We start from the raw sequence: 26,816 nt of genomic DNA on the forward strand, positions 1-26,816 counted from the left end.
TCGCCCGCACCCCGCCCGCCGCGCACGGTACCGTGCGGGCCATGAGCGAGGTTGATCGCCGCTGCCAGGCGCGCATCCTCGGGCCCGACGGCCGGCGGGTGGTCGGCGGAGGACTGCTGTACCGCCCCGACGCGGTGGTGACCTGCGCGCACGTGGTGGGCCCCGAGCCGGTGCCGGTGCTGGTGGACTTCCCCTTCCTGCCGGAGGTACCGCCGGTCACCGCCGAGGTGTCCTCCTGGCATCCGCTCACCCCGGAGGGGCGCGGCGACGTCGCCGTCCTCTCGCTGTCCGCCACCCCGCCCGGCGCGGCACCGCCCCCGCTCGGCGATCCGGACGCCGGCGCGGGTTCCGGCGCCGGCGCCGGCTACCGGGTGTACGGCTTTCCGGCCGGATACCCGGACGGCCTCTGGGCCCGCGGCACCGTCAGCGGGCGGACCGCCGGCGGCCTCCTCCAACTGGACGGGCGGACCGGCCAGGGCGCCCGGCTCGCCCGGGGCTTCAGCGGCTCCCCGGTGTGGGACGAGGAGCAGGAGGCGGTGATCGGCATCGTCGCCGCCGTGGAGCGGGATCCGGCCACCGCGCTCGGCTTCGCCCTCCCGGTCGGCACCCCGCCGGGTGCCTGGCCAGCGCCCGCCCGGGCCCCGCTGCCCGCGACCCGGTTGACCGTGCGGGCGCCGGACGGCACGGTGATCCGCGTCGTGCCGCTCAGCCACCAGCCGGACGGGACGGGCGAGTTGTGGGTCGGCCGGGAGACCCCGGCCGGGGCCCGGCCGCCGATCGCCGTGCCGGACCGGGAGCGGGTGGTGAGCCGCTTCCACTGCCTGCTGGTCTGCGTACGCGGCCGCTGGCATGTCGAGCCGGCCCCGGACACCGTCGGCACCTTCCTCCGCCGCTCCGGGCAGCGCGGCGGGCCGGACCGGATCGACGGGCGAACGCAGCTGTGGCACGGGGACGCGGTGTGGCTGCGCGCCGACCGCTCGCCGGCCGGCACCGGGCGGCACCGGTACTGGTCCCTGGAGTTCGCCGACGACCAATCGACCTGGCGGCCGGCGCCCCGGGACGCCGGTTCGGGAGCGGAGAGCCGGAGTTGAGGCCCCGTCCGATCCGCCGCCCGTGCAACCGCGGAACTCGGCAGGCCCGTCCTCCCCCGTGAGAGGACGGGGCCGATCCGGTTCACCGCCGGCCCGTATGACCCGTCCGGTCGCAGACCCGACCGGTGACAACCGCAGACTCGGAAGAGACGGGGGACGTCTACTCATGAGCAGCCGCGCCGAACCGCGCTACCGGTCCCAACTCCTCGCCACCGGCCTGGCCGCCGCGGCCGCGGCCGGCCTGCTGGTCGCCACGGGCGCCGTCGACCCGCTCCCGGCCATCGGCCGGCTCGTGGAGCAGAGCACCGCCTCCGCGGTGCTGGCCGCGGTCATCCTCGGCGACGCCCTGTGGGTGCTGCTGCTGATCGCCCTGCGGCTGCGCGGCACCGCCCGGCAGCGGACCCCGGCCCCGCTCTTCAGAAGCGGCGACGGCCTGGACCTGGCGGCGGCCTGCTCGGCCCTGACGGCCGCCCGCGCCGAGACCCCGTACGCCCCCGTCCGGGCGCTGGTCTGGGCGATGCCCGCGCTCGGCTTCATCGGCACGGCCAGCGAGATGTCCCGGGCGATCGGCGGGCTCGGGCAGGCGATCGGCGGCACCGGTGGCTACGACGCCCTCACCCGGGTGCTGGTCGGGCGGGTGATCCCGCCGCTCGCCGGGGCCTTCGGGGTCACCCTGTTCGCCCTCGGCTGCAGCGTGGTCTGCCATGTGCTGCTGCAGTTCGCCCACACCCACGAGCAGCGGGTGCTGCTGCGCCGGGACGAGGCCGTGCTCGCGGACCTCCGCAGGTCCGCCGGGCGGACCGATCCGGCCCGTGAACTCCGCTCCGCCGCACAGGAGTTGCGTACCGCCGCGCATGAGCAGAGCCGGGCCGCGCGGATCTCCCCGTCCGCTCTCACCGGCACCTCGGAGGCGCTGTCCTCGGTGGACGCCGGGGCCAGGATCGCCGCCAGCTCGCTCGGCGAGCTCAAGCGGCAGCTGGACGCCGTCAACCGCCGCACCGGACAGGGCCGCGACGGGCTGCGGTCCGGCCCGACCGGGCCGAACCCCGGCGGCGCGACCGGCTTCGGGGCTGAGGACCGGAGCGGGCAGGAGGTCCGGACCCTGCTGCTGACCATCAGCGGGCAGCTGGCGCAGCTGGAGAAGGCGCTCGACCGCTCGTACCTGATCCGCGAGGAGAAGGCCCGCTCGCGCTGGCTCCCCTGGCGGCGGCAGCCGCTGCGGGTGGAGCCGCTGCCGGGCACCCCGGCCGCCCGCCGCCCGGCGTCGGGCCGCCCCTACCAGCGGGCGGGGCGCTGATGCAGAGCTTCGGACGGTCGTCACCCTGGAGCGGGGCGCGCGCAGAGGGCGAGAGCGTCCCGCTGGAGCTCCGGTTCATCGACCTGCTGATGATCGTCATCGCGGCACTGCTGCTGGTCGCCGTGCTGCTCAGCGTGGTCAGCGCGCATCTGCCGGCGCACAGCGGCAGCGGGGCGGTCGCCCGGCCCCCGCTGCGGGTGGCCACGGCTCAGCTGCCGGACGCCACCGCCGGACGGTCGTACACCCTGACCCTCGCGGCCACCGGCGGGGACGGCACCGACCGCTGGACCGCCGCCGGGCCACTGCCGGCCGGGCTGCGGCTGGACGGCTCGGGGGTGCTCTCCGGAACGCCCTCGGCGGCCGGCGGCACCTCGTTCCGGGTCACCGTCGCCGACGGCACCGGCGCCTCCTCGACCCGGACGCTCGCCCTGCGGGTGGCCGCCGCCCCGGCGGCGGCTACCGGGCCGCGCGCGGCGCCGGCCCACCACGGCACCGGGATCAGCTGGTGGGTGGCACTGCTACTGTCCCTGCTGGCACTGCGCGGTCTGTATGGGGTGTACCGATGGATCAAGTGGATGCGGCTGCCGCCGGGTACGTACACGGTGACCAAGCGCTAGCGGTCGGACGCCGGGGGCGGCGGGGGCCGGAAGGGGGACGCGGATGGGCTTCGCCACGGGGCAGCGGCTGTCCACCGGGCACCGGGTCGAGGAGGTGCGCCTGGGCGGCCTCTCCGAGGTGGCCGTGGTGCGCGACCAGAACGACGACTGGCAGGCGGTGAAACGGGTCCGCGACGACATGGACGCGCGGACCGGGGGCCGGGCCGGCGCGGTCTTCCTCGCCGAGTGCCGGACCGCCGCCGCCCGGCTGCGCGAGGTCCCGTTCACCGCCCGGCCGCTGCTCGTCCTGGAGCAGTTGGACGGGCTGGGCCCGGTGATGTTCATGGAGTACGTGGCCGGCCCCTCGCTGGCCGGCCTGCTGCGGGACGGGCCGCTGGCGCTCTCCGAGGCGACCCGGCTGTGCGGGGAGGCCGCCCGCGCCCTCGCCGGGGCGCACGCCCGCGGGATCCGGCACCGCGACCTCAAGCCCAGCAACCTGCTGGTCGACTCGGACGGCGGCGCCCGGCTGATCGACTGGGGGCTGAGCGAGCTCCACGAGCTCTCCGAGCTCACCGTGCGGGTCGACTACCTCTCCCCGCAGCGCGCCGCGGACCCGGCGCTGGACGATCCGCGGGACGACGTCCACATGCTCGGCATGCTGCTCCACCAGTGCCTGACCGGGCGGATCCCGGACGGCCTGCCGGGCGCGGGCCTCGGCGGCGGCTCCGGTGGTGGCCCCGGCGGTGAGGGCGACCCGTTCCTGGTGCGGCTGCGGCTGGACCGCCCGGAGGTCACCGACACGGCGGCGGAACTCCTCACCGCGATGCTCTCGCCGGACCCCGAACCGCGCCCCACCGCCCAGGAGGTGGCCGACCGGCTGCTCGCTCCCGAGCACACCGCGGAGGCCCGGCTCCGCGACACCTACCGCCCGTACTGCCCGGGATGCGGGCGGGTCGGCGCCGAGCAGCCGGCCGATCCGCACTGCCCGCTCTGCGGAAAGGGGCTGATCCGCCGGCGCGACCGGCCCGCCCGGGAGGGCACCGTGCGGATCGCCGCCGGCCCCTTCACCCGCGGGCTCAGCCCGGCGCAGGCCCGGGAGGCACTGGTCAACGCCCAGTACCCGCCGGACGAGGCGAACGTCCGGGCGCTCTCCCCCAAGGGCCGGTACCAGGCATACTCGCTCGCCTTCGACATGGACGAGACACCGGTGACCTACGCCGCGTACGCGAGGTTCGCGGAGGCGGTGAACTACCCGCTGCCGGAGGACTTCGCGCGGCTCGCCGAGCAACGGCCGGACCATCCGGTGACCGGGGTGACCTGGCGGGACGCGCTGTGCTACGCCCTGTGGGCGGGCAAGCGGCTGCCGACCGCGGCCGAGTGGGAGCGCGCCGCCAGGGGGCCGGACGACGCCCGGATGTACCCGTGGGGCTCCGACTGGGACCCCGGCCGCTGCACCCACTACCCCTCCCCCGGCACCACCCCGGTCCGCGCCCACCCCGGGGGCCGGTCGCCGGAGGGGGTGTGGGACATGGCCGGCAACGTCCACGAGTGGCTGGCCGCGGGCAACCGGCCGGACACCCGCGGCCTGCGCGGCGGGAGTTGGAGCGCACGGGTCGAGCTCGAGGGGGTGGTCACCATGCAGAGCGAGGGTCCGCTCTCGCTGGCCGACGGGTACATCGGCTTCCGCTGCGCGGCCGACGCCCGCTACGACCTCGTGCCGCTGGCCGACGAGTCGGCGAGCGCGGAGACCGCGTCCGCTGCGGAGACCGATGAGAGGGGAGCCCGGCGATGGCCGATCTGATGCGCTTCGCACTGGCGGACGGCGGGACCGTCCTGGTCGAGGCACGGGAGGACGAGGCCGGCATGGTCCCGGCCGGCCGGGCCGAGCAGGTGGTGTCCGCCGGGGCCGCCTCCTTCGGCAAGGCGCTGTCCAGCGTGCGGGACGCCGCAGGGGAGGCGCTGGCCCGCTTCCGCGAGCTGCCGCACGCCCCCGACGAGGTCCGCATCGAGTTCGGGGTGCGGCTCAACGCCGATGCGGGGGCGGTGATCGCCCGCACCGGCGTCGAGGGCCATCTCAAGGTGAGCGTGGTGTGGCGGAGCGGCCGGGCGGACGGCGGGGACGGCGGGGACGGCGGCGGTCCGGAGGACGGGGACTGACACCGGCCCCGGCCCCGGACCCGGCCACTGCCGGGCCGCCGTGGGGCCCCTCCTGGGCCGCCGTCGGGACGGCCCGCCGTACGCCCGTGCGCCTGTACGCCCCTGCGCCCGTACCCCCCGTCAGCTCGGCCCGGAGGCGCCCCGGGCCGAGGCCCGCTTCGCTCGCAGCCGGTCCGCGGTGATCGCCACCGCCAGGACGCAGCCGAGGACGATGTTGGTGTAGTCGGCGTTGATCTGAAGGGTCGTCAGGCCGTTGTTGATCAGCTCCAGCAGGATCGCGCCGGCCACGATGCCGAGGATCCGGCCCTGGCCGCCGACCAGGCTCACCCCGCCGATCACCGCCGCCGCGATCGCGGACAGCTCCCAGCCCACGCCGACGCCGCTCGCCGAGCCGACGCCCATCCGGCCCAGCACCATGATCGCGGCGAAGCCGGACAGCAGCGAACTGGTCACGTACATCGACACCACCCGGCGGTCGCCGCGGATGCCGGCCAGCCGGGCCGCCTCCGGATTGCCGCCCACCGCGTACACCTGCCGGCCCGCGTACGTCCGCTCCAGGAAGAACCAGGCGGCGACGGCGACGATGGCGAAGAGCACCAGCGGCACCGGGATCTGCGCCAGATAGGTCTGGCCCACGTTGCTGAAGAAGCCCGAGATGCCGGTGATCGAGGTGCCCTGGGTGATCGCCAGGGTGACGCCCTGGGCCACCGTGTAGGTCACCAGGGTCACCACGAACGGGGCCATCTTCAGCCGGGTCACGGCCATTCCGTGCACCCAGCCGATCGCCCCGCAGATCGCCAGCGTCAGCAGCACCGCCACCCCGGCGGGCAGCCCGGCCCGGACGTTGAACCAGGACATCAGGATCACCGCGGTGCCCAGCAGCGCGCCGACCGACAGGTCGATCCCGCCGGTGAGGATCACCAGCGACTCGCCGATCGCGATCAGCCCGTACTGCGCCAGGTCCGCGCCCATCCCCTGGAGGTTGACCGCCCCGGCGAAGGAGGACTTGGCCAGCGTCAGCGCGAGGAAGACCACCACGCAGGCGGCCACCACGCCGATCTCCGGCGTCTCCACGATCCGCCGCCAGCGGCCCGGCCGGCCGGCCGAGTCCTCGGCGACCCGGGCCGGGGCGCCGGCCGGCGACCCGGCCCCGGTGTCCGCCATGCCGGCTGACGCCCCGTCAGCCGCGGCCTCCGCCGTGGCCGTGGCCTGGGGCGTGGCCGTGGCCTGGGGCGTGCCGGGGTGTTCCTCGGCACCCCTGCCCTGAGCGCTCATCCGCCGTTCCTCCCGCTCTTCGCGTACCCGGGCTCGGGCGCGCGCCCGGACCCGTTCCCGTTGCCGTCCCCGTGTCCGTCCTGCTCGGCGCGGACCGCGCTGCCCGCCGCCGCGGTCATGATCAGCTCCTTGCTGAACCGCTCCCGCGGGATGTCGGCGACCACCCGGCCGCCCGCCATCACCACGATCCGGTGGCAGATCCACAGCAGCTCCTCCAGCTCGGAGGAGGCCGCCAGCACCGCGAGGCCGTCCTTCGCCGCCTCGTCGATCAGGCGGTAGATCTCCGCCTTGGCGCCGACGTCCACCCCCCGGGTGGGCTCGTCGAGGAGCAGCAGCCTCGGTCGCGCGGCCAGCCAGCGGCCGAAGACGACCTTCTGCTGGTTGCCCCCGGACAGTCCGCTGATCGGCTGCTCCGCCGAGTGGAGGCGGACGCCGAGGTCGCCGACGATCCGGCGGGCGTGCGCCCGGTCGGCCCGCGGGGTCAGGACCCCTCGCGGCGAGATCCGGCGCAGGGTGGCCAGGGTGGCGTTCCAGCGCACCGGATGGTCCGGCAGCAGCGACTGCAGCTTGCGGTCCTCGGGCACCAGACCGACCCCCGCCGCCACCGCCTCCGCCGGATGCCCCGGCGTGAACTCCCGCCCGGCCAGCCGGATCCGGCCGCCCGTGCGGGGCTGCGCCCCGAAGACGGTGTGCAGCAGCCGGCTGCGTCCCGAGCCCATCAGTCCGGCCACCCCGACGATCTCGCCGGCCCGCACGTCCAGGTCGACCGGGCCGAGGCCGTCCGCGGTCAGCCCGCGCACCTGGAGGACGGCGCCGTCGGTCCCGTCCTCCGCCACCGAGGGCGGCGGGCTGATGTCCACCGCCGCCAGTTCGCTGCCGACCATCTCCCGGATCAGCCGCTCCTCGGTCGCCTCCTCCGGCGTCAGGTCGGCCACCAGACGGCCGCTGCGCAGCACCAGCACCCGGTCGGAGATCGCCTGCACCTCGTCCAGCCGGTGCCCGATGAAGAGCACCGCCCCGCCGTCGGCGGCGTGCCGCCGGGCGAGCGCGAGCACCCGCTCGGCCTCCACCGGCCCCAGCGAGGAGGTCGGCTCGTCCAGGATCAGCACCAGCGGCGAGCGCCCCCAGGCCTTGGCGATCTCCACCATCTGCCGCAGCGGCACGGAGAGCCGCTCCACCGGCCGGTCCACGTCGACCCCGGTCACCCCGACGTCCCCGAGCAGCCGCCTGGCCTCCCGGCGGGTGCCGGCCCGGTCGAAGAGCCAGCGGCGGAGACCGCCGGTCCGGGCTTCCGCACCGTCCTCCCGCTGCTCGGCCGCCTCCCGCTGCGGGCGCCGGCCCAGCAGCAGGTTCTCCGCCACGCTCATCCGGCCGACGAGCGGGAACTCCTGGGCGACCAGGGCGACCCCCAACTGCTGGGCGTGGTCCGGCCGTCCGGCGTGGAGCCGCCGCCCGGAGACGGTGATCTCGCCGGTGGTGGGGGTCACGGTGCCGGACAGCACACCCATCAGGGTGGACTTCCCGGCCCCGTTCTCCCCGACCACGCCGACGATCTGACCGTGCCTCAGCTCCAGCTCGGGCAGGTCGAGCACCTTGACCGGGCCGTAGCTCTTGCTGATCCCGCGCAGCGAGACGGCGACCGCGCCGTCGTTCCTCGGACCGTTCTCGTCGGCCACCGGTGGGTCACCCGATCCCGAGCGCGGACTGCTTGGACTGGTACTGCGCCAGGTTGTCCCCGGTCACCACGCCGACACCGGAGCTCAGCGTCGAGCCGTCGGACTCCAGGTACGGCTTCACCAGGTCCAGGGTGGCCTGCTTGCCCAGCACCTTGAGCGCGGCCAGCAGGCACGCCCCGGTGTAGCCCTGCTGGTAGGGCTCCTGGACGACGGTCGCCTGGATCACGCCGGACTTGATGAACTGCAGGGTCTGGCTGTCGGTGTCGTCCGAGATCACCTTGATCGCGCCGGTCTTGCCGGCCGACTGCACGGCGGTCGCCGCCGCCGGGCCGTCGTACGAGTACACCCCGTACAGGCCGTTCACACTGGCGTCGGTCTGGATCGCGGTCTCCGCGTTCGACAGTGCCTTGGACGAGTCCATGTTGTCGCTGAGCTTGTTGACGACCTTGACCTGCGAGCCCTTCAGAGCGTCCTGGAAGCCCTGGATCCGCTGCACGGCGTTGGAGGTGGTCAGCGAGCCGACCAGGACCACCACCTGGCCCTTGCCGCCGAGCGCGGCCTTCATCGCCTCGCCGGCCTTGTAGCCGGCCTGGTAGTTGGGCGTGCCCAGGTACAGCGCGGCGCCGTCCTGCGGCGGCAGCGGGGAGTCGATGGCGAGCACCGGGACGCCGGCCGCGTTGGCGGAGGAGATCGGCGCCTTGATCGCGGTCGGGTCGATGGCGGAGACCTCGAAGGCGCTGACGCCCTGGCCGCGGATGGTCTGGATGAGGGAGAGCTGCTGGTCGAGGCGGCCGTTGGCGGGGGCGAGGTACTGGCCCTTCACCCCGAGGTCCTTCAGGCCCTTGTTGAAGCCGACCTTGCCCGCGTTCCAGTAGTCGACGGCGACATTGACCACCATGTCGAGGTTCAGCTTGGACAGGTCCTTGCCCTTGAGTGCGTTCTTCAGCGCAGCGTCGACCTTGGCGAGGTTCGCGTCGTTGAAGGCGATGTCGCCCTTGATGGCGGACGCCGCAGACGAGGAACTGCCGGCGGTGGCACCCGCGTTGACGGCGGCGCCGGCCCCCTGCTTGCTGCAGGACGCGGCGCTCAGCGCGACGGCGACAGCGGCGGCCACAAGCGCGACACGGCGAGTGCGGCGGTGCCGCGATGTGGGGGCGGAGGCGGAGAAGGTGGCAGAGGTGGACGAGGACGGTCCGGGGCGGCGGCCGTGGGAGCCGGTCGGGGAAGGCATCGTTGCGATCCTCTCGGAGGAGAAGCGTCCGAGTCGGCGGGACCGCCGAACTCTCTTGTTATCGCTAACAGTTCGCGCGCCGCGAGGCCGGTGCGCAAAGGCCGCACGGCATCGCGCCACCGCGCGCCGGACGCGTGGGGCGTGCGGTGCGCCTGTGGTGCACTGGCAGTTCTGGGGTGGTGCAGGAGTGGTACTCGGTGCCGCTGGTGGTGGTACTCACTTGCTGCGGAGGTGCCGCGTGGCGGCAGGGCGAGGATGCGCACCGGCCACCGCACGGGGACGCCGGCGTTTCGCCAGCGTTTCCGATGGTGAATTGTTAGCGCTCACATTGCAGTGGGTCAAGACATCGGACAGGTCACTTTTCGGCATCGCCGCTCTCCGACCCGGCATCACCGCAGGCCACCAACTCCCGCACGCCGGCAGCCGCCTGACGCGGAGCTCGCCGGGGGCGGCGGCGCGGGGGCGGCGGGCCGACGGCGCGGGGGCGCCGGGGCGGCGGCGCGGGGGCGCCGGGCCGGCGGGCCGGAGCCGTCACCCGGCGCATGGAATCCTCGTCCCTGGCTCAGCGGGATCGCGCCCGTAGGGCGCGCAGAGGCGCCCGCCCGCTGCCGGAAAGGTGCTGCCATGCCGCGCATCCGAGGCGTCCTCTTCGATCTGGACGACACCCTCCACGACTACACCGCCTCGGACCGGGCCGGGCTGATCGAGCACCTCCGCGTGGAGGGCCTCCTCGAACGCTTCGCCGATCCCGCCGAGGCGTACGCCCTCTGGCGCCGCATCATGGACGAGGAGTACGCCCGCTTCCTCGCCGGCGAGCTCACCTTCACCGCCCAGCGGGCCACCCGGACCAGGCGCTTCCTCGCCCGGGCCGACCCCGCCCGCCGGGAGGTCCCGGAGGCGGACGCCCTCGACTGGTTCGCCCGCTACGCCGCCCTCCGCGACGCCGCCTGGCGCGCCTTCCCCGACGCCGAGCCCGCCCTCCGCGCCCTCACCGCCGGCCACCGCCTGGGCGTGGTCTCCAACTCCTCCACCGCCCACCAGCTCGGCAACCTGCGGGCCACCGGCCTGCTGCGGTACTTCGCGGACGGAACGGTGGTCTGCTCGGCCGAACACGGCGCGGCCAAGCCCGCCGAGAGCATCTTCCACGCCGGCTGCGCCGCCCTCGGCCTGCCCCCGCACCAGGTGGCCTACGTCGGCGACCGCTACGACCTCGACGCCGTGGGCGCCCGCGACGCCGGCCTCCACGCGTACTGGCTCGACCGATCGGGCGCCGGCCCGGACGGGGGCGCCGACGCGGCTGCGGGGAACGCCGCCATCCAGGTGATCCGCAGCCTCGCCGAACTTCCGACCGCCCTCAGGGCTCTCGGCGACGCCGGCTAGACCACGGCTGGACGACGGCTAGCCGGCGGCTCCGGCGGCTCCGGCGGCCAGCCCGACCAGGAACCGGGTGTGGGCGTCCTCCCGTCGCGCGCGGACCCGCGGCAGCGCGTTGAACACGGCGAGCGCCCGGCACCAACCGAGCACCCGCTCCGGGGAGAGCCCGGGAACCAGCTCGGCAAGCGCCCCGATCGCCCGTTCAAGACCCGCGAGGTCCTCCGCCCCCTCCAGCACCCAGTCCACCGCGTCGAAATCGGGGTCCCCCCAGCACGGCCGGGGATCGATGGCCACCGGCCGGCCGCCGGGGCCGGTCAGCACGTTGCCGGGGTGGAGGTCTCCGTGGACCAGCGCCACCGGTCCGGCCGACCCGCCGCCGGCCAGTTCGCCCGCCACCGCCCGCGCCCGGTCGAGCACCCGCGCGCCGGCCCGCCCGAACGCCTCCGCCGTCCCGTCCGCGGCCATCCTCCGCTCGGCCAGCCCGAAGAGGAACTCCACCCGGTCGGCCAGCGGCCGCAGCGACGAGCGCGCCTCCGTCCCCGGCGCCGTACCCGTCTCCGGCACCGGCGCCGGCACCGGCGAGCAGCTCCTCAACTCACGCAGCAGGCTGCCCACTTCCGCCGGATCCCAGCCCGCCTCCCGCAGCGGGGCTCCGGGCTGCACGCCGTCCAGCAGCAGCGCCCCGGCCTCCGCGTCCTCCGCCAGCAGGCCGACCACGGACGGCGTTCCCGCCCAGCGGCGCAGCGCCTCGGCCTCCTCCCGGGCGACCGCCGGGTCCGGGGTGAGCTTCAACCACGCCACCCCGCCGCCATCGGCTCTCCGGCAGCGGAACACCCGCGAGGTGCCCCCGCCGCCCGCCGCCACCACGTCGAGCTCCCAGCGTTCCGCGAACTCCCGCACCAGAGCGGGCAGTGCCTCGCACCAGACCGACACCGCCGCCCCGAACCGGACCGCGAACCGCTCCCGGACCGCCGGCTCCACCACCGCGAGGAGCCCGGCGTCCGGGCCCCGGCCCGGCTCCAGGCCCGTCACGACCGCACCGCCCGGCCGAGTCGCCCCACGGCGCCGCACTCGACCCGCTCGCGCGCCTCGCGCATGGAGACCGACATGCGGAGACTCTAGCCGCGCTGTTCGCCCGGGCCGCCCCCCACCACCCCGCTTGGACCTCACGCAGCGGACAACTCCGGCCCCTGCCCGGCTACTTGGCACGGGTCCGGGCCGCCCCGCCCAGCCGCCCGCCTGACCGGCGGGGCATGGGCGCGGGGGTCCCGGACCCGGCCGGCCGGGTCAGCGTTTCAGCGTGAAGGTGAAGTCGCCGGAGAGCTTGCCGGTCAGGCGGACAGCCGCGACGAGCACCCCTTTCTCGTTCAGTCGCCCGGCCTCGGCCCGGGAGAGGCCGAAGCCCTCGGCTATCAGGCGCATCGGCCGGACCGGGATCCGGGCCGCGAAGCGCACCGAGACGTCGACCACCTCGCCGTCCAGGTGGTCGGCGCCGCCGGTGTCGAGGCGCCAGGCGCCGCCCCAGTCGAGGGCGATCCGGTTGCGGCGCAGGACCGCGGGGTCCGACAGCAGCTCGGCCGCCAGGCCGGGGTCGTTGCCGTGGAGACGGTCCAGCAGTTCGGGACGGACGGAGCGGACGCAGGCCCGCTCGAAGACGGTCAGCTTGGCCGTCTCCCCGCAGTACGCGCAGAGGACGAGGAGCCAGGCGTCGAGGCGCTTGTGGTGGGCGTTCACGCGGAACCGCCCGTCCGCCCGGAAGCGGTCGAAGTCGCAGACGTGGCAGCGGCGGAGGACGGTCGGAAGGCAGGTGGGCATGACCACCCAGCGATTGAGCACAGGTGTACACCGGTTTCAGTGAGAAGTCCGCAGCAGGAAGCAGCGCGCGGCGCGGATGGCGCGGCGCGCGACGAATCAGCTCTCGGGAGGTCTCACAGGGTGTACAAGGGCGTGTCCTCGACTGGGCGGCATGGCAGGCGCCCGTCGGCGCACGCCGATCGGGCTCGGCAGCACGGTAGCGACGCACCGCGCTACCGCGCCACGGCCTTTCGAACCGGAAGGCCGGAAGCCCGGAAGGCCGGAAGGCCGGAAGGCCGGAAGGCCGGAAGGCCGGAAGGCCGATGGGCCGGGCGCCCGGTGTCGGGGAATGGCGCGCCCCGCGGGCGGCCCCAGGGCCGGTCCGGCGCGCTCAGAAGGACCGCCGGCCCGGCCCGGGGCAGCGACGCAGGGGCCGCCTCGGGCCGGGCAGGCCGGCAGCGGAGGACTGACTGGGCGTCAGAAGCCCTGCGCCAGGCGGTGGTACGCCTGGTTCCAGCGGAGCTCCTTGGTGAACTGGCGGGTGCTGGAGGCGCCGTCGATCAGCGCCAGCTCGGTGCCGGTCATCTCGGCGAAGTCGGCCAGCTCCTCGGCGGTGATCTGCGAGGAGAGGACGGTGTGGTGCGGGCCCCCGGCGGTCAGCCAGCACTCGGTCGAGGTGCGGAGCGAGGGCCGCGGCTTCCAGACCGCCCGGGCCACCGGCAGCGCCGGCAGCGGTTCCAGCGGCTCGACGACGTCGATCTCGTTGGCCACCAGCCGGAAGCGCTCGCCCATGTCGGCCATCCCGACCACGACCGCCTCGCCCGGCTGGGCGTCGAAGACCAGGCGGACCGGGTCCTCCCGGCCGCCGATGGACAGCGGGTGGATCTCGCAGCTCGGCGTCCCCACCGCGATGCTGGGGCAGACCTCCAGCATGTGGGCGCCGAGGATCAACTCCTGCCCGGGCTCCAGGTTGTAGGTGTAGTCCTCCATGAAGGAGGTGCCGCCGGGCCGGCCCGCGCCCATCACCTTCAGGCCGCGCAGCAGCACCGAGGTCTTCCAGTCGCCCTCGCCGCCGAAGCCGTAGCCGTCGGCCATCAGCCGCTGGACGGCGATGCCGGGCAGCTGCCGGAGCCCGCCCAGGTCCTCGAAGTTGGTGGTGAAGGCGCGGAAGCCGCCCTCGTCCAGGAAGGCGCGCAGGCCGGCCTCGATCCGGGCGGCGTAGCGCAGCGAGTCGTGCCGCTCCCCGCCGGTGCGCAGCTCGGGGGCGACCGCGTAGGCCTCCTCGTACTCCTTGACGATCGCGTCCACGGCCGCGTCGCTCACCGCGTCCACGACCTCCACCAGGTCGTTGACGCCGTAGGTGTTGACGGAGGTGCCGAACTTCAGCTCGGCCTCGACCTTGTCGCCCTCGGTGACGGCGACGTCCCGCATGTTGTCGCCGAACCGGGCCAGCCGCAGCGAGCGCAGCTCGGCGCGGCCGAGGGCGGCCCTGGCCCAGCGGTCGATCCGCAGCCGGACGGCCGGGTCGGTGACATGGCCCGCCACGGTGGTCCGCGGGACGCCCAGCCGGGCCTGGATGTAGCCGAACTCCCGGTCGCCGTGGGCGGCCTGGTTGAGGTTCATGAAGTCCATGTCGAGGGTGGACCACGGAACCCGGACGTGCGACTGGGTGTGGAGGTGGAGCAGCGGCTTGTGGAGGGCGTCCAGGCCGGAGATCCACATCTTGGCCGGGGAGAAGGTGTGCATCCAGGCGATGACGCCGACCACCGAGTCGTCCCGATCGGCCTCCAGCATCGTCCGGCGGATGGCGGCGGCGTCGGTGAGCACCTCCTTCCACTCCAGCCGGACCGGCAGCCCGCCGTCGGCGGCGAGCCGCTCGGCGATCTCCCGGGACTGGTCGGCGACCTGACGGAGCGTCTCCTCGCCGTACAGGTGCTGGCTCCCGGTGAGGAACCAGACCTGCCGCTGCTGCGCTGCCGCGCTGCCCATCACTTGGCTCCCTCGGAGTTCTCGTTCGCCTTGTCGTTCTGGCTCTGGCCGTAGACGTTCTGGTACCGGTCGTACAGCGCGTCGATGTCGTCCTGGGGCAGCCGGACGACCGGGCCCAGCTGGCGGGCCAGGTGGACGGTCCGGGCCACGTCCTCGGTCATCACCGCCGCCTTGACTGCGGCCTTGGCGTCCTTGCCGATGGTGAAGACGCCGTGCTGCCGCATCAGCACCGCCGGGGAGCGGCGGCCCTCCAGGGTGGCGACGATGCCGCGGCCGATCTCGTCGCCGCCGATCCGGGCGAACGGGCCGACCGGTATGTCGTCGCCGAACTCGTCGCCCATCGCGGTGATCGCGCAGGGCACGTCCTCGCCGACGGCCGCCCAGGCGGTGGCGTACGGCGAGTGGGTGTGGACCACCCCGCCGACGTCCGCGCGGTGGCGGTAGACGTAGGCGTGGGCGGCGGTGTCGCTGGACGGGGAGTAGGCGTTGCCGAAGCCGTCCAGCGGGGTGCCGTGGAGGTCGGTGACGATCATCGACTCGGGGGTCAGGTCGTCGTAGGAGACCCCGCTGGGCTTGATCACCATGAGGTCGGCGCCGGGCAGCCGGCCGCTGATGTTCCCGCTGGTCCAGGTGACCAGGCCCCAGCGGAGGAGTTCACTGTGCAGCGCGCAGACCCGCTCGCGCAGCCCGGCCACCTCCTCCTGCTGTGCGGGGGTCAGCTGGTCGGCGTGGGTGATCCGGGCAGGCCCGGCAGCGCCGGACGCACTGGTCGCGCTGGTTGCGGCGGTCACTTGGCGGCCTCCGTGGGAGTGGCGGTGCTGGTGATGGCGTTGGCGGTGGTGGCGTTGGCGGTGGCGTGGGTGGCGCCGGCCGCGCCGCGGGCCCGCGCCCGCAGGTCGCGCAGCCGGTGCATGGCGTCCGAGGCGCCGCGGCCGAAGTGGTCGTGGAGCTCCCGGTACTCCCGGTAGAGCGCGTCGTAGGCGTCCGCGCGCTCCGGGTCGGGGGTGTAGACGTCGCGCTGGACGGAGCCCATCGCGGCCGAGGCGGCGCGGATGTCCGGGTAGACGCCGGCGGCGACGGCGGCGTGGATCGCCGAGCCGAGCGCCGGGCCCTGCTCGGAGTCGGCGACGTCGATCGGCCGGCGCAGCACATCCGAGTAGACCTGCATCAGGAAACGGTTCTTGGGCAGCCCGCCGGACACCACGAAGCGGGTGACCGGGACCCCGGCGGCCTCGAAGGCCTCGATGATGGTGCGGGTGCCGAAGGCGGTGGACTCCAGCAGGGCGCGGTAGATCTCCTCCGGGCGGGTGTCCAGGGTGAGGCCGAGGATCAGCCCGGAGAGGTGGTGGTCGACCAGCACCGAGCGGTTGCCCGAGTGCCAGTCCAGGGCGACCAGCCCGTGGGCGCCGACCGGCTGCCCGGCGGCCTTCTCGGTGAGCAGCTCGTGCGGGGAGATCCCGCGTTCGCGCGCCTCGGCGGCGTACGACTCGGGCAGGGCGGTGCGGACGGCCCAGGCGAAGATGTCGCCGACGCCGCTCTGGCCGGCCTCGTAACCGTAGAGGCCGGGCACCACACCGTCCTCGACCACCCCGCACATCCCGGGGACCTCGGCGAGGACGTCGGAGTTCATGATGTGGCAGGTGCTGGTGCCCATGATGGCCAGCATCTGGCCGGGCTCGAGGGCCCGGGCGGCGGCGTTGGTGACATGGGCGTCCACGTTGCCGACCGAGACCGGGGTGCCCTCGGGGAGTCCGGTCAGCTCCGCGGCCCGGGCGGAGATCCCGCCGGCGCGGCCGCCCAGCGGGCTGAGCGGGAAGTCCAGCTTGGAGGTGAAGCCGGTGAACTCCGGGTTGAGCTTGCCCAGGTACTCCGGGCCCGGGCGGCGGCCGTCCTGGTGGATGCCCTTGTAGCCGGCGGTGCAGACGTTGCGGTTCTCGGCGCCGGTGAGCTCCCAGACGATCCAGTCGGCGGCCTCGATCCAGCGCTCGGTGGCCGCGTAGACCTCGGGGTCCTCCTCCAGCAGCTGGAGGCCCTTGGCGTACTCCCACTCGCTGGAGATCTTCCCGCCGTACCGGGCCAGCCAGCTCTCGCCGAGCTCCTCGGCCAAGGCGTTGATCCGGTCGGCCTGCGGCTGGGCGGAGTGGTGCTTCCACAGCTTGGGGTAGGCGTGCGGGCGGTCCGCGAAGCGGTCCAGCTCGCAGAGCGGGGTGCCGTCCGCCGTGGTGGGCAGGACGGTGCAGGCGGTGAAGTCGGTGCCGATCCCGGCCACCTGATCCGGCGCCACCCCGGCGGCGGCCAGCGCCTCCGGCACGGCGTGGGCCAGCACGTCCCGCCAGTCCTGGGGTATCTGCAGCGCCCAGTCCGGCGGCAGCTCGCGGCCGGCCCCGGGGCCGTCCGCACCCGGCCGGGCCCCGGTCGGCAGGCGGTGCTCGACCGCCCCATGCCGGTACTCGTGGACGGCGCTGCCCAGTTCCGCGCCGTCCGCGACGGAGACCACGACCGCCCGGCCGGAGAGCGTCCCGAAGTCCACTCCCACCACGACCTGACGGTCAATCTTGTTAGCGCTCACAACCGGTCCACTCTCCGACTCAGTCCCATGTCTTTCTCTGGCAACCCCCCGCCCACCCCTGCCGCCCCGCCGCCCCGCCGCCCGGCGGGCGTGGCGTGGCGTCGCGTGCGTCAGCCGCGACCGCGGCCGGTGCTGCTGGCCCGCACGATCAGCTGCGGTTCGATCACCACGTGCGGGCTGGCGCCCCGCGCGGCGGCCGGGCCGCCCGCACCGCGCGCCCCGTGTTCGTGGTCGTGCTCGATCTGCTCCAGCAGCAACTGGATCGAGCGCTTGCCCACCGCCCCGAAGTCCTGCCGGACGGTGGTCAGCGGCGGGGCGTAGAACTCGGCCTCCGGCACGTCGTCGAAGCCGACCAGCGCGACGTCCTCGGGGACCCGGACGCCCGCCTCCCGGAAGGCCCGCAGCACCCCCAGCGCCATCTGGTCGTTGGCGACGAAGACGGCGGTGACCGCCCCCGAGCCGCCGGCGGAGCCGTTCCCCGCTCCCCCGGCGCCGTTCGCCGCTCCCCCGGCTCCGCCGCCCGCCCCGGCTCCGCCGCCCGGCGCCGAGCCTCCGCCCGGCGGCCGGCGGTTCCCGCCCGGGGCCGGGCTCCCGTTGGCCGAGGAGCGCCGGTGGGCGACCCGTCCGGCCAGCTCCTGCCCGGCACGGTAGCCGGAGAGCGGGGACCAGTCGCCGGTCAGCGGCTCGAAGACCGGCGCGCCGGCCTCCTCTAGCACCGTGCGCCAGCCGGTCCGCCGGGCCTCGGCCTCCAGCCAGTCGAGTGGTCCCGACACATGCCAGACCGTCTCATGGCCGCCGGCCAGCAGGTGCTCGGTCGCGAGCCGGGCGCCCAGCGCCTGGTCCACGCTCACCCCGGGGATCTCCAGATCGTGGCCGCCCTCGACGGTCACCACCGGGAACTGGCGCGGGAGTTCGGCCACCGCGGCGACCGCGGCCCGGTGCGGGGCGATCACCACGACACCCTCCACGCCGCCCTGGCTCAGATGTTCCAGGGCCTCGCGCAGGGTGTCCCGGCTGACCCGGCGCAGGCCGACGGTCGAGACGAAGTAGCCCTCCGCGCGGGCCGCCTCCTCCAGCGAGAAGAGGGTGCTGGCGGGACCGTAGAGGGTGGTGTCGCAGGCGATCACGCCCAGCGTCCGGGTGCGCCGGGTGACCAGCGCGCGGGCCGAGGCGTTGCGGCGGTAGCCGAGCTCGGCCATCGCCTCCATCACCACGGCCCGGGTGCTCTCCCGGACGTGCGGGTGCTCGGAGAGCACCCGGGACACGGTCTGGTGGGACACCCCGGCGACCCTGGCCACGTCGGCCATGGTGGGAGGGCGCCGGTCGTGGTCCCGTCCGGCGGGATCCGCTCGCCGCATCACCCCTCCCTTCCTTACGGAGGCCCTTCGGCATCGTTGCCAGTCCGGATCACTCCGGTTTGTCGCATTTGTTGCATCTGTCGAACTCGGTCCGACATTGCCCCGATCCACCCGCACAGCAGGCCCGTTGGGCCCGCTCACGCCCTTGCGAACGTCGGCGATCGTGGCGATCATCGTGGCACGTGGGACCGGCAAACCGGCGCCAGGGCGCGCCACCGGGTCAATTGTTAGCGATAACATTGACATCCAGTCAAGCCCTGGGGCCCAGGTTTCCCCGACATGTGGGATACCCCTCGACCGGTTGACGCGGACACCGGAACGGGATCTATTGTGAGCGCTCACATAAGCACTTCCGTACCACGAGCAATCCCGTAGTCGGTCCCGCCCGCGCCAGGCCAAGCGGCCCGCGCCCGGCGACCGGCGGCAGCGCTCCCCCGGGGAGGCGGCCCGCCAGTCCGACTGCGCGCCGTCGCAAGGAAACTGATCCCATATGCAAGGTTCACCGTCGCACCTCGCCCACGGCCTGACGCCACTGGCGTCCACCCTGCGCCTGGATGCACGACCGGTCGACTACGCGCTGGTCGCCGTCTACTTCGTGCTCGTCCTGGGCATCGGCCTGCTGGCCCGGCGTCAGGTCTCGTCCAGTCTGGACTTCCTCCTCTCCGGAAGATCCCTGCCCGCCTGGATCACCGGGCTGGCGTTCATGTCCGCCAACCTCGGCGCCACCGAGCTGCTCGGCCAGAGCGCGAACGGCGCCCAGTACGGCACCCAGGCGTTCCACTACTACTGGATCGGCGCCATCCCCGCGATGGTCTTCCTGGGCCTGTTCATGATGCCGTTCTACTACGGCTCCAAGGTCCGCAGCGTCCCGGAGTTCCTCCGCCGCCGGTTCAACCCCACCACCCAGCGGATCCAGGCGATCCTCTTCTCGGTCGCCAACGTCCTGATCGCGGGCGTCAACCTGTTCGCCATGGCGCTGGTGGTCAACACCCTGCTGGGCTGGCCGCTGTGGGCCGCCATCGTCGGCGCCGGCGTGGTCGTCCTCGCCTACACCCTCCTCGGCGGCCTCTCGGCAGCGATCTACAACGAGGTCCTGCAGTTCTTCGTGATCGTCGCCGCGATGGTGCCACTGACCATCGTCGGCCTCCACCGGGTGGGCGGCTGGCACGGCCTCACCACCAAGGTGGCGCAGCTGCCGCAGGGCCACTCCACGCTGCACCCGTTCCCCGGCTCGGAGCTGACCGGCATCACCAACTCCAGCGTCAGCCTGATCGGTGTCGTCCTCGGCCTGGGCTTCCTGACCTCCTTCGGCTACTGGACCACCAACTTCGCCGAGGTGCAGCGGGCCTTCTCGGCCTCCTCGCCCTCCGCGGCCGCGCGCACCCCGCTGATCGCCGCGATCCCCAAGGCGCTGATCGCGCTGGTCATCATCATCCCCGGCATGATCGCCACGGTGCTGGTGCCGGAGATCGCCAAGCTGCGCTCGGGGGCGAACGTCTCCGGCGTCTCGTACAACGACGTGGTCCCGCTGATGCTGCGCGACCTGCTGCCGAACGGCTTCCTCGGGGTCGCCCTGGCCGGTCTGCTGGCCTCCTTCATGGCGGGTGTGGCGGCCAACATCTCCTCCTTCAACACCGTGGTCTCCTACGACCTGATGGAGGGCTGGATCAAGCCGGGGAAGGACGACAAGTACTACCTCAGGGCCGGCCGCTGGGCGACCGTCATCGCCACCCTGATCGCCATCGGCTCCGCGTTCCTGGCCTCCGGGTTCAGCAACCTGATGGACTACATCCAGACCCTGTTCTCGTTCTTCAACGTGCCGCTCTTCGCCATCTTCATGATGGGCCTGCTGTGGAAGCGGATGACCGGGACGGCCGGCTGGGTCTCGCTGATCACCGGCACCGCCGGCGCGGTCGGGGTCTTCATCCTCAACCAGACCGGGGTCACCCACTTCTCCGGGCAGGGCTCCAGCTTCGTGGGCGGCGGCGTGGCCACCGTGCTGGCGCTGATCGTCGGCATCGCGGTCTCCTACGCCTCCAAGCCCAAGGAGGAGCGCGAACTCGTCGGCCTGGTGCGGTCGCTGACGCCGAAGGCGCAGCGTGAGATCCCGCGCGAGCCGGGCTGGTACCGCTCGCCCGTGCTGCTCAGCGTCGTCGCCCTGGTCCTGTGCGTGGCCGGCTACGTCGTCTTCCAGGTCTGAGAGGCAGGAGTTCACCGATGGCTACCCAGTCGACACCGGGCAACGCGCCCCAGCCGCGGCAGCGCCGCGGCGCCCTGGAGATCCTCTTCGACCTCCGGGTCATCATCGCCATGCTGTTCGCCGTGTACGGCCTGGTCTGCCTGATCTGCGGACTGGTCGACGACTCGGCGGCGGAGCTGCAGAAGACCGGCGGCATCCACCTCAACCTGTGGGCGGGGGTGGGGATGCTGATCGGAGCGGCGCTCTTCGCCCTCTGGTCCTTCGCCCGCCCGCTGACCCGTCCGGTACCGCAGCACGAGGACGCCGCCGCGGAGTCCTGACCCGCCGTCAGCCCGCGTGCGGCGCCGAGAGGGCGCACTCGCGCGGACGGACGGGCGCGCGGCCGACCGAAGACACGGCGCCGCACTCGACGACGGCCACCGGGCCGCAACCCGGTCTCCGTCGGCGAGTGCGGCGCCGTCGCGCTCGGCGCCGTCGCGCTCGGCACCGTCGCGCTCGGTGCCGCGCCCGTTCAGGCCGAGCCCGCCCCCGTGAGGGCGCGGACCTCCACCTCCGCATGGCGGGCCCGGTCCGGCCGCTCGGGGTCGGTGACCGCGCCGTACCAGCCGGCCAGGAAGCCCATCGGGATGGAGACCACCCCCGGGTTCTCCAGCGGGAACCAGTGGAAGTCCATCCCCGGCACCAGTGACGTCGGCTCGCCGGAGACCACCGGAGAGAAGACCACCAGCACGAGCGCCGGCAGCAGCCCCCCGTAGATCGCCCAGACCGTCCCCCGCGCGGTGAACCTCGGCCAGAAGAGGTTGAAGAGCAGCGCGGGCAGATTGGACGAGGCCGCCAGCGCGAAGGCCAGACCCACCAGGAAGGCCACGTTGAGCTTGGACGCGGCCAGGCTGAGGAGGATCGCCAGCACTCCCACCCCGACCGCGGCGATCTTCGCCACCCGGACCTCCCGGGCCTCCCGCGCGGACCGCGGTTCGCGCTGCGCCGGCAGCCGTCCGGCCCGCAGCCGCCGGCGGCGGAGGGACAGCTCCACCGCCGGGTAGAGGTCGTGGGCCACCGCCGAGGCGGCGGCCAGCGTCAGCCCGGCGACCACGGCCAGGATGGTGGCGAAGGCGATCGCGCAGACCACGGCGAAGAGGAGGGTGCCGCCGAGGGTCCCCGCACCCCCGCCGAGTTCCCGGGCGAGGAGGGTGACGGCGGTGTTCCCGGCCTCGTTTGAGGCCTTGATCCGGTCGCCGCCGACGATGGCCGCGGCGCCGAACCCGAGCACCACGGTGAGGAGGTAGAACACCCCGATGAAGCCGATCGCCCAGACCACCGAGCGCCGGGCCATCCGGGCGGTGGGCACGGTGTAGAAGTGCGAGACCACATGCGGCAGTCCGGCCGTGCCGAGCACCAGCGCCATGCCGAGGCTGACGAAGTCCAGCTTGGTGGCCCAGCTCTTGCCGTACTTCAGCCCGGGGCTGAGGAAGGCGTCGCCGTGCCCGCTGCGGGCGGCGGCGGAGCGCAGCAGCTCGCCGAAGTCTCCGCCGTAGCGGGCGAGGACGAGCCCGGCCAGGACCAGGGTGCCGACGCTGAGCAGCACCGCCTTGACGATCTGGATCCACTGCGCGGCCCGCATCCCGCCGAAGGCGATGTACGCCGACATCAGCACCCCGACGCCGACCACCGCCCAGGCCTTGACCGCCTCGCCGTCCCCGCCGAGCAGCAGGCTGAGCAGGCTGCCCGCGCCGACCATCTGCGCGACCAGGTACATCAGCTCGATGACCACCGAGGCGATGCCGGAGGCGCGGCGGACCGCGGGGTCCCGCATCCGGGTGCCGAGGACGTCGGCCAGGGTGTACCGCCCGGTGTTCCGGACCAGTTCGGCGACCACCATCAGCACCAGCAGCCAGGCCACCAGGAAGCCCACCGAGTAGAGCAGCCCGTCGTAGCCGACCAGCGAGATCAGCCCGCAGATGCCGAGGAAGGACGCGGCGGAGAGGTAACCGCCGGTCAGCGCCAGCCCGTTCTCCAGCGGGAAGAAGTTGCGGTCGGCGGAGTAGAAGTCGGCCGCCCGGCCGGTGGAGCGGCGGGAGGCCCACCAGGTGATGGCGAGGGTGGCCGCGGCGAAGACGCAGACCAGGACGAGGGCGGCGGCGGAGTCGGTCATCGGGTGCGCTCCTGGGTCTCCCAGCGGAGGTCGAGCGCGGCCCGGTCCCGGTTGCGGTGGGCGTCCCGCACATAGGCGGCGGTGATCAGCCCGGCCGCGGCGAACTGCCCGAAGAAGAGGGCCATCGCCAGGTTCACCGGGCCGAGCAGCCGGAGGCCCATCGGCCCGGGGGCGTACACGGCGAGCAGCAGATAGCCGAAGTACCAGGCGAGGAAGGCGGCGCAGGCCGGCACGACGAACCGGCGGTAGCGCTCGCGCACGACCCGGAAGGCGGCGCTGCGCTGCACCTCGAGGTAGACCTCGGCGGGGTCCGGCGCCTCGTCCGCGCTGCGGCGGGGCCGGGGGGCGGTCTGGGTCATCCACCGCTCCTTAACTCGCTTGTAGGAACAACCCGTTGCGAGCCAAACGAGGGCGGTGGCCACCGAGGATGCGCGTCCCCACGCGCGTTCACGCCAAAGAGCGACGCCTGCCGCACGCCTGCACGCCCCCCCCGGGCGCGGGGGGGCGGTCGCGATCCCGCCGGACCCCTACCGGGCCTCGACGCAGAGCCGTGGCGTCTCGCCCTCGGCGCCGACGGGCTTGGCCGTCCTGCGCAGCGTCAGCACGGCCACGTCGTCCCGCCGGACACCGCCGGTGAACCGGTCGATGTCGGTGCGGACGGCGGCCAGCAGATCCGCGGGCGGCAGCTCGTGCCAGCCGCGCAGCCGCTCGCCGAGCGGGTAGAACTCGCCGGACCGGTCCCGGGCCTCGACCACCCCGTCGGTACAGAGGAGCAGCGTCGCGTCGGCCGGGTGGTCGAACCACTGGACGGTGCGCACCGAGTCGGTGAGCGCGGCCATCCCCAGCGGGACGGCGGTCTCGCCCAGCCGCACCGGCTCGGCGCCGCTCCCCGGCCGGATCAGGTACGGCGGCAGATGACCGCAGTTGATCGCCTGGGTCTGGCCGCCGTCCTGGCCGCCGGCCCGTCCGTCCCCGTCGATGGAGAGCACCAGCGCGGTGACGAAGCGCTCGGGCTGGCCGCTCTGCGCCGCCAGGGCGTTGTGCCGGACGACGGCCTCCTCCAGCGCCTGGACCACGTCGGTGAGCGCCGGTTCGCGGTACGCGGCCTCGCGGAAGGCGCCGAGGACGGCGAAGCCGGCTCCGATCGCCGGCAGCCCCTTCCCCTGCACGTCGCCGATGAGCACCCGGGTGCCGTACGGCGATTCGACGGCCTCGTAGATGTCGCCGCCGACCAGCCGGTCCTCCTCTATCGGCAGGTACATCCCCTCGACCAGGACGTCGCCGGTGACCAGCGGCAGGGGCTGGAGGATCTGCCGCTGCAGGGCAACCGCGGTGTTGCGCAGCCGGGCCAGCTCCCGGTCCCGGCGCTCCCGCCACACGCTCGCGGTCACCGCGCAGCCCTCGAAGACCAGGGCGAGCAGCATCTCGTAGACGCCGTCGACGAGGTGCACCCCGGGCTGCGCGATCAGTGAGAGCAGCAGCGTGAAGAGCACCCACACCGAGGCGCCCACGGTCTGCCGGACCGTGCCCAGCCCGGCGAGCAGCGCCGGAATGAAGATCATCAGGGGCGAGAGCCGCAGCACGGTGCCGTCCATGGCGCCCGCCAGGCAGACCAGTCCGGTGATCACCACCAGCCAGACCAGGACGGTGGCGGTGCGGATCCGCAGCGGTCCCCGGGGCAGGGCGCTGTCGCCGGCCGGGTGAGGGGTCTCACTGGCTGGATTCACGCTGTGTTCTCTCCTCCGGTCGTACGGATTCTCGGCCGGTCCTCGCCGGTTACGACGAATCGGGCGTCCGGAATGTTTCCCGCGGAGGGCCGGAAACGGGTTTTGCGACGATCGTCACCCGTCCGAGGTGACCCGGGTCACCGGCCGGCGGATCCGGCCGAGCGGTTTCAGATAGGAGAGGAAGACGGTCGCGGTCAGTACCGCGCAGGCGCTCGCCGAGGCCCGCACCACCCCGCCCGGGTCGGCCACCGCCTGCCCCGCGGCCGCCGCGTGGGCGGCCCCGCGCAGCCCCGGCAGCAGGGCGAACCAGGCGAGGAGGGTGCCGCCGGTGTTCACCACCAGGCTGATCGCCACCCACCAGTACCGGAACAGCCCCCACTGGGTGCCGAGTCCGAGGAGCACCCCGGTGGCCAGCGAGAGGAGCGCGAGCGGCAGCAGCAGCCAGTCCCCCAGCAGCAGCGCCGCCGGGTAGACCGCGGCGGCGGTCGCCGCCCGCCGCCAGCCGGCCACCACCAGCGCCAGCACCCCGGCGTCCGAGCCGAGGAGGCCGACGGCGAAGACCACATGGAGGGCGACCAGCGCCCGCCGGGCGCGGGGCCGGAACCTGGGGGTCCGGGAGACCTTTGAGGCCCGGGAGGCCCGGGCGGGCCCAGAGGCCCGGGCGGTGGAGGCGGTCGAAGGAGACGGAGTGCCGCTCATGCCGCCAGCCTGCCGGGCGGACCGGCCGCCGCGCGTCCCCTGCCGGGAGACGCCGCGGGTACCCCGGAGGGAGTACGGCGCAGGTCCGGGCGCCGGCCGGAGGGCAACCGGTGCCGAACCGTGATCACCGATCAGGTACAGGTGTGCGAGTGGGAGTTGGCCTTTCCGCTAGGGTGCGGTTCTCGCCGAGGAGACACACATGACCGACACAACTCCGGGCCAGGTGCCCCGCCGGTGCCGGAGAGGCCGGACCAGCCCGCATCCCCGCCGCCGTACCCGTCCCCGTCCCCGTACCCGTCGTCCCCTGGGCCCTACGCCCAGCCCGGCCCGTATCCCCAGCCGGCGCCCTACCCCCAGCCGGGCCCCTACCCCCAGCCGGGCCCCTACCCCCAGGCCCCCGGCCAGCCCCCGCGGGCGCCGCGTGGCCCGGATACGGCGGCTACCCGCCGCAGGCGCAGATACCGGTCCCGGAGCGGAGGTTCAACGGGCAGGCCATCGCGGCCTTCGTCCTCGGCCTCTTCGCGATCTGGCCGGGCGCGGTGGCCTGCGGCGTGATCGCCCTGGTGCGGATACGCCGGTACGGGCAGCGCGGCAAGGGGCTGGCGGTGGCCGGCCTGGTGCTGGCCGCGCTCTGGGTGCTGGGCGGGGTGACGACGCTCACCCTCGGCGGTGCCTACCTGGCCGACCATCCGCAGGCGACCGGACTGCCCGGCGCCGACTACCACTCGGTCACCACCCTCTCCCCCGGTACCTGCTACGACCCGGGCCCGTCCAGCTCGCCGGGCGCGGTGAAGGTGCTCGACTGCGCCAAGGCGCACCATCGCGAACTGCTGGCCACGCCCGCGCTGGCCGGCAGCGGGCCCTATCCCGGCCAGGCCGCAGCCAAGCAGCTCGCCGAACTCGCCTGCGTGCAGCAGGAGTTCAAGCTTCTGGTGGACCCGGAGGCGCTGCGCGCCAAGGCGCAGCTGCGCTACTTCTACCCCAGCCCGCTCAGCTGGCAGGCCGGCCGGCCGCGGGCCTTCTGCGATCTGGCGCGGCGGGACGGCTCGGCGAGCACCGGCAGCCTCCTCCAGCGGCCCGGCGACTTCACCGCCGAGCAGCTCCGCTTCCTCCGGGCCACCAACCGCACCGCGCTGCTGCGGCACGAGATCGAGGCCGACATCAGCACCGCGCTGTGGAAGCCCGGCCCTGCGGTGGCCGGGCAGTTGGCGCAGGCGGACCGCACCGAGGCCGAGGCGCTCACCGGCTCCGCCGCGCCCGCCGACTCCTCGGCCCGGCGGTTCGCCGCCGGCCTGGCCAGCGCGGACCGCTCCGAGGCGGCGCTGGCCGAGGAACTGTCCCGGGTCGGCGACCAGTCCGGGTGGAAGACCGTCCTGGCCCGGTTCCGTACCGGCGCCGAACGGACCGCGGTGCGCTACTGGGAGGTCCGGGATGCGCTCGGCCTCCAGCTCAGGACCGGCTGACCCAGCGAAATATGACAAGTCGGCAACTACACACGGTCATTCGTTTGTTGTCCACCGACCTCTGGGCACCCTGATAGAACAGGCATATTGTGTTTTCAGCGCCCATTGCGGCCTCTCCTCTGCATGACGCAGAGTGAGACCCTGGCGGGGCGCCCTCCGGTCCGGGAG

At 74.1% G+C, this 26,816-nt stretch carries 22 protein-coding genes; 9 read left to right on the forward strand and 13 right to left on the reverse strand.

Annotated features, from left to right (window positions below; genetic code table 11):
- The first annotated feature begins 41 nt into the window (after positions 1–41).
- From BS73_RS06800 to BS73_RS06820, 5 genes are all read left to right on the forward strand, one after another.
- Positions 42–1,091 (forward strand): trypsin-like peptidase domain-containing protein, encoded by a 1,050-nt coding sequence (locus BS73_RS06800; protein ID WP_037570444.1) that lies wholly within the window; start codon positions 42–44, stop codon positions 1,089–1,091.
- Positions 1,092–1,257: 166 nt separating this feature from the next.
- Entirely contained in the window at positions 1,258–2,388 is a 1,131-nt protein-coding gene (locus BS73_RS06805; RefSeq protein ID WP_037570445.1) for a hypothetical protein, read from the forward strand.
- Positions 2,388–3,005, forward strand: coding sequence for an Ig domain-containing protein (locus BS73_RS06810; RefSeq protein ID WP_037570446.1), 618 nt, complete (start codon positions 2,388–2,390; stop codon positions 3,003–3,005). The genes BS73_RS06805 and BS73_RS06810 overlap by 1 nt, the downstream gene beginning before the upstream one ends.
- 43 nt (positions 3,006–3,048) lie before the next feature.
- Entirely contained in the window at positions 3,049–4,785 is a 1,737-nt protein-coding gene (locus BS73_RS34440; protein ID WP_051939601.1) for an SUMF1/EgtB/PvdO family nonheme iron enzyme, read from the forward strand.
- Entirely contained in the window at positions 4,773–5,141 is a 369-nt protein-coding gene (locus tag BS73_RS06820; RefSeq protein ID WP_051939603.1) for a CU044_2847 family protein, read from the forward strand. Before BS73_RS34440 ends, BS73_RS06820 begins: the two co-directional genes overlap by 13 nt.
- Before the next feature lie 120 nt (positions 5,142–5,261).
- Here the strand turns inward: BS73_RS06820 and BS73_RS06825 are convergent, their stop codons facing one another.
- Genes BS73_RS06825 through BS73_RS06835 form a run of 3 tightly spaced genes read right to left on the reverse strand, consistent with a single transcriptional unit; the run spans position 5,262 to position 9,323 of the window.
- On the reverse strand, positions 5,262–6,416 hold the full coding sequence (locus BS73_RS06825) for an ABC transporter permease (protein WP_235215329.1): 1,155 nt from the start codon (positions 6,414–6,416) through the stop codon (positions 5,262–5,264).
- Positions 6,413–8,092 (reverse strand): sugar ABC transporter ATP-binding protein, encoded by a 1,680-nt coding sequence (locus tag BS73_RS06830; protein ID WP_084703851.1) that lies wholly within the window; start codon positions 8,090–8,092, stop codon positions 6,413–6,415. The genes BS73_RS06825 and BS73_RS06830 overlap by 4 nt, the downstream gene beginning before the upstream one ends.
- Positions 8,093–8,099: 7 nt before the next feature.
- The gene (locus BS73_RS06835; protein WP_084703852.1) at positions 8,100–9,323 is read right to left on the reverse strand and encodes a substrate-binding domain-containing protein; all 1,224 of its coding nucleotides are present in this window, start codon (positions 9,321–9,323) and stop codon (positions 8,100–8,102) included.
- A 624-nt stretch (positions 9,324–9,947) separates the two neighbouring features.
- Here BS73_RS06835 and BS73_RS06840 point away from each other — a divergent pair.
- Positions 9,948–10,703: an HAD family hydrolase gene (locus BS73_RS06840; protein WP_037570449.1), complete on the forward strand. Its 756-nt coding sequence runs from the start codon at positions 9,948–9,950 to the stop codon at positions 10,701–10,703.
- A gap of 18 nt (positions 10,704–10,721) precedes the next feature.
- Here the strand turns inward: BS73_RS06840 and BS73_RS06845 are convergent, their stop codons facing one another.
- From BS73_RS06845 to BS73_RS38110, 6 genes are all read right to left on the reverse strand, one after another.
- Positions 10,722–11,729: an aminoglycoside phosphotransferase family protein gene (locus BS73_RS06845; RefSeq protein WP_235215330.1), complete on the reverse strand. Its 1,008-nt coding sequence runs from the start codon at positions 11,727–11,729 to the stop codon at positions 10,722–10,724.
- 255 nt (positions 11,730–11,984) lie between these two features.
- Complete coding sequence (locus BS73_RS06850) at positions 11,985–12,533, reverse strand: DUF1062 domain-containing protein (protein ID WP_037570450.1); 549 nt, start codon at positions 12,531–12,533, stop codon at positions 11,985–11,987.
- Between the two features lie 435 nt (positions 12,534–12,968).
- A complete protein-coding gene (gene araA / locus BS73_RS06855) occupies positions 12,969–14,480 on the reverse strand; it encodes an L-arabinose isomerase (protein ID WP_037570455.1) in 1,512 nt (503 codons plus the stop codon).
- The gene (locus BS73_RS06860) at positions 14,480–15,271 is read right to left on the reverse strand and encodes an L-ribulose-5-phosphate 4-epimerase (protein WP_235215331.1); all 792 of its coding nucleotides are present in this window, start codon (positions 15,269–15,271) and stop codon (positions 14,480–14,482) included. The genes araA and BS73_RS06860 overlap by 1 nt, the downstream gene beginning before the upstream one ends.
- Positions 15,268–17,019 (reverse strand): ribulokinase, encoded by a 1,752-nt coding sequence (gene araB / locus BS73_RS06865; protein ID WP_084703854.1) that lies wholly within the window; start codon positions 17,017–17,019, stop codon positions 15,268–15,270. Before araB ends, BS73_RS06860 begins: the two co-directional genes overlap by 4 nt.
- A gap of 140 nt (positions 17,020–17,159) precedes the next feature.
- Complete coding sequence (locus BS73_RS38110) at positions 17,160–18,407, reverse strand: LacI family DNA-binding transcriptional regulator (RefSeq protein ID WP_037570457.1); 1,248 nt, start codon at positions 18,405–18,407, stop codon at positions 17,160–17,162.
- Positions 18,408–18,897: 490 nt separating this feature from the next.
- On the opposite strand from BS73_RS38110, the gene BS73_RS06875 reads away from it, so the two are divergent.
- Together BS73_RS06875 and BS73_RS06880 are read left to right on the forward strand one after the other, a co-directional pair.
- Entirely contained in the window at positions 18,898–20,607 is a 1,710-nt protein-coding gene (locus BS73_RS06875) for a sodium:solute symporter family protein (protein WP_051939607.1), read from the forward strand.
- Between the two features lie 17 nt (positions 20,608–20,624).
- Entirely contained in the window at positions 20,625–20,927 is a 303-nt protein-coding gene (locus BS73_RS06880) for a hypothetical protein (protein ID WP_037570458.1), read from the forward strand.
- Between the two features lie 191 nt (positions 20,928–21,118).
- Here BS73_RS06880 and BS73_RS06885 read toward each other — a convergent pair whose 3' ends face one another.
- The 4 genes from BS73_RS06885 to BS73_RS06900 all read right to left on the reverse strand — a co-directional run bounded on the left by BS73_RS06885 (position 21,119) and on the right by BS73_RS06900 (position 25,185).
- Positions 21,119–22,759 (reverse strand): solute symporter family protein, encoded by a 1,641-nt coding sequence (locus BS73_RS06885; protein WP_037570460.1) that lies wholly within the window; start codon positions 22,757–22,759, stop codon positions 21,119–21,121.
- On the reverse strand, positions 22,756–23,118 hold the full coding sequence (locus tag BS73_RS06890; RefSeq protein ID WP_051939608.1) for a DUF485 domain-containing protein: 363 nt from the start codon (positions 23,116–23,118) through the stop codon (positions 22,756–22,758). The genes BS73_RS06885 and BS73_RS06890 overlap by 4 nt, the downstream gene beginning before the upstream one ends.
- Positions 23,119–23,286: 168 nt before the next feature.
- Positions 23,287–24,486 carry a PP2C family protein-serine/threonine phosphatase gene (locus BS73_RS06895; RefSeq protein WP_084703855.1) on the reverse strand — a complete coding sequence of 400 codons (1,200 nt, stop codon included), beginning with the start codon at positions 24,484–24,486 and terminating at the stop codon, positions 23,287–23,289.
- Between the two features lie 114 nt (positions 24,487–24,600).
- Positions 24,601–25,185 (reverse strand): DUF2269 domain-containing protein, encoded by a 585-nt coding sequence (locus tag BS73_RS06900; protein WP_152617539.1) that lies wholly within the window; start codon positions 25,183–25,185, stop codon positions 24,601–24,603.
- A gap of 494 nt (positions 25,186–25,679) precedes the next feature.
- Between BS73_RS06900 and BS73_RS06905 the strand changes: the two genes are divergently transcribed.
- Positions 25,680–26,648: a DUF4190 domain-containing protein gene (locus BS73_RS06905; protein ID WP_265736882.1), complete on the forward strand. Its 969-nt coding sequence runs from the start codon at positions 25,680–25,682 to the stop codon at positions 26,646–26,648.
- Positions 26,649–26,816: the final 168 nt, after the last annotated feature.

The sequence above is a fragment of the Phaeacidiphilus oryzae TH49 genome (assembly GCF_000744815.1).
Taxonomy (GTDB): domain Bacteria; phylum Actinomycetota; class Actinomycetes; order Streptomycetales; family Streptomycetaceae; genus Phaeacidiphilus; species Phaeacidiphilus oryzae.

Coding starts and splice junctions, on each gene's coding strand:
- BS73_RS06835 (WP_084703852.1), bottom strand. CDS start 9,323: ATGCCTTCCCCGACCGGCTCCCACGGCCGCCGCCCCGGACCGTCCTCG.
- BS73_RS06885 (WP_037570460.1), bottom strand. CDS start 22,759: ATGACCGACTCCGCCGCCGCCCTCGTCCTGGTCTGCGTCTTCGCCGCG.
- BS73_RS06890 (WP_051939608.1), bottom strand. CDS start 23,118: ATGACCCAGACCGCCCCCCGGCCCCGCCGCAGCGCGGACGAGGCGCCG.
- BS73_RS06820 (WP_051939603.1), top strand. CDS start 4,773: ATGGCCGATCTGATGCGCTTCGCACTGGCGGACGGCGGGACCGTCCTG.
- BS73_RS06810 (WP_037570446.1), top strand. CDS start 2,388: ATGCAGAGCTTCGGACGGTCGTCACCCTGGAGCGGGGCGCGCGCAGAG.
- BS73_RS38110 (WP_037570457.1), bottom strand. CDS start 18,407: ATGCGGCGAGCGGATCCCGCCGGACGGGACCACGACCGGCGCCCTCCC.
- BS73_RS06800 (WP_037570444.1), top strand. CDS start 42: ATGAGCGAGGTTGATCGCCGCTGCCAGGCGCGCATCCTCGGGCCCGAC.
- BS73_RS06840 (WP_037570449.1), top strand. CDS start 9,948: ATGCCGCGCATCCGAGGCGTCCTCTTCGATCTGGACGACACCCTCCAC.
- BS73_RS34440 (WP_051939601.1), top strand. CDS start 3,049: ATGGGCTTCGCCACGGGGCAGCGGCTGTCCACCGGGCACCGGGTCGAG.
- BS73_RS06825 (WP_235215329.1), bottom strand. CDS start 6,416: ATGAGCGCTCAGGGCAGGGGTGCCGAGGAACACCCCGGCACGCCCCAG.
- BS73_RS06875 (WP_051939607.1), top strand. CDS start 18,898: ATGCAAGGTTCACCGTCGCACCTCGCCCACGGCCTGACGCCACTGGCG.
- BS73_RS06805 (WP_037570445.1), top strand. CDS start 1,258: ATGAGCAGCCGCGCCGAACCGCGCTACCGGTCCCAACTCCTCGCCACC.
- BS73_RS06900 (WP_152617539.1), bottom strand. CDS start 25,185: ATGAGCGGCACTCCGTCTCCTTCGACCGCCTCCACCGCCCGGGCCTCT.
- araA (WP_037570455.1), bottom strand. CDS start 14,480: ATGGGCAGCGCGGCAGCGCAGCAGCGGCAGGTCTGGTTCCTCACCGGG.
- BS73_RS06880 (WP_037570458.1), top strand. CDS start 20,625: ATGGCTACCCAGTCGACACCGGGCAACGCGCCCCAGCCGCGGCAGCGC.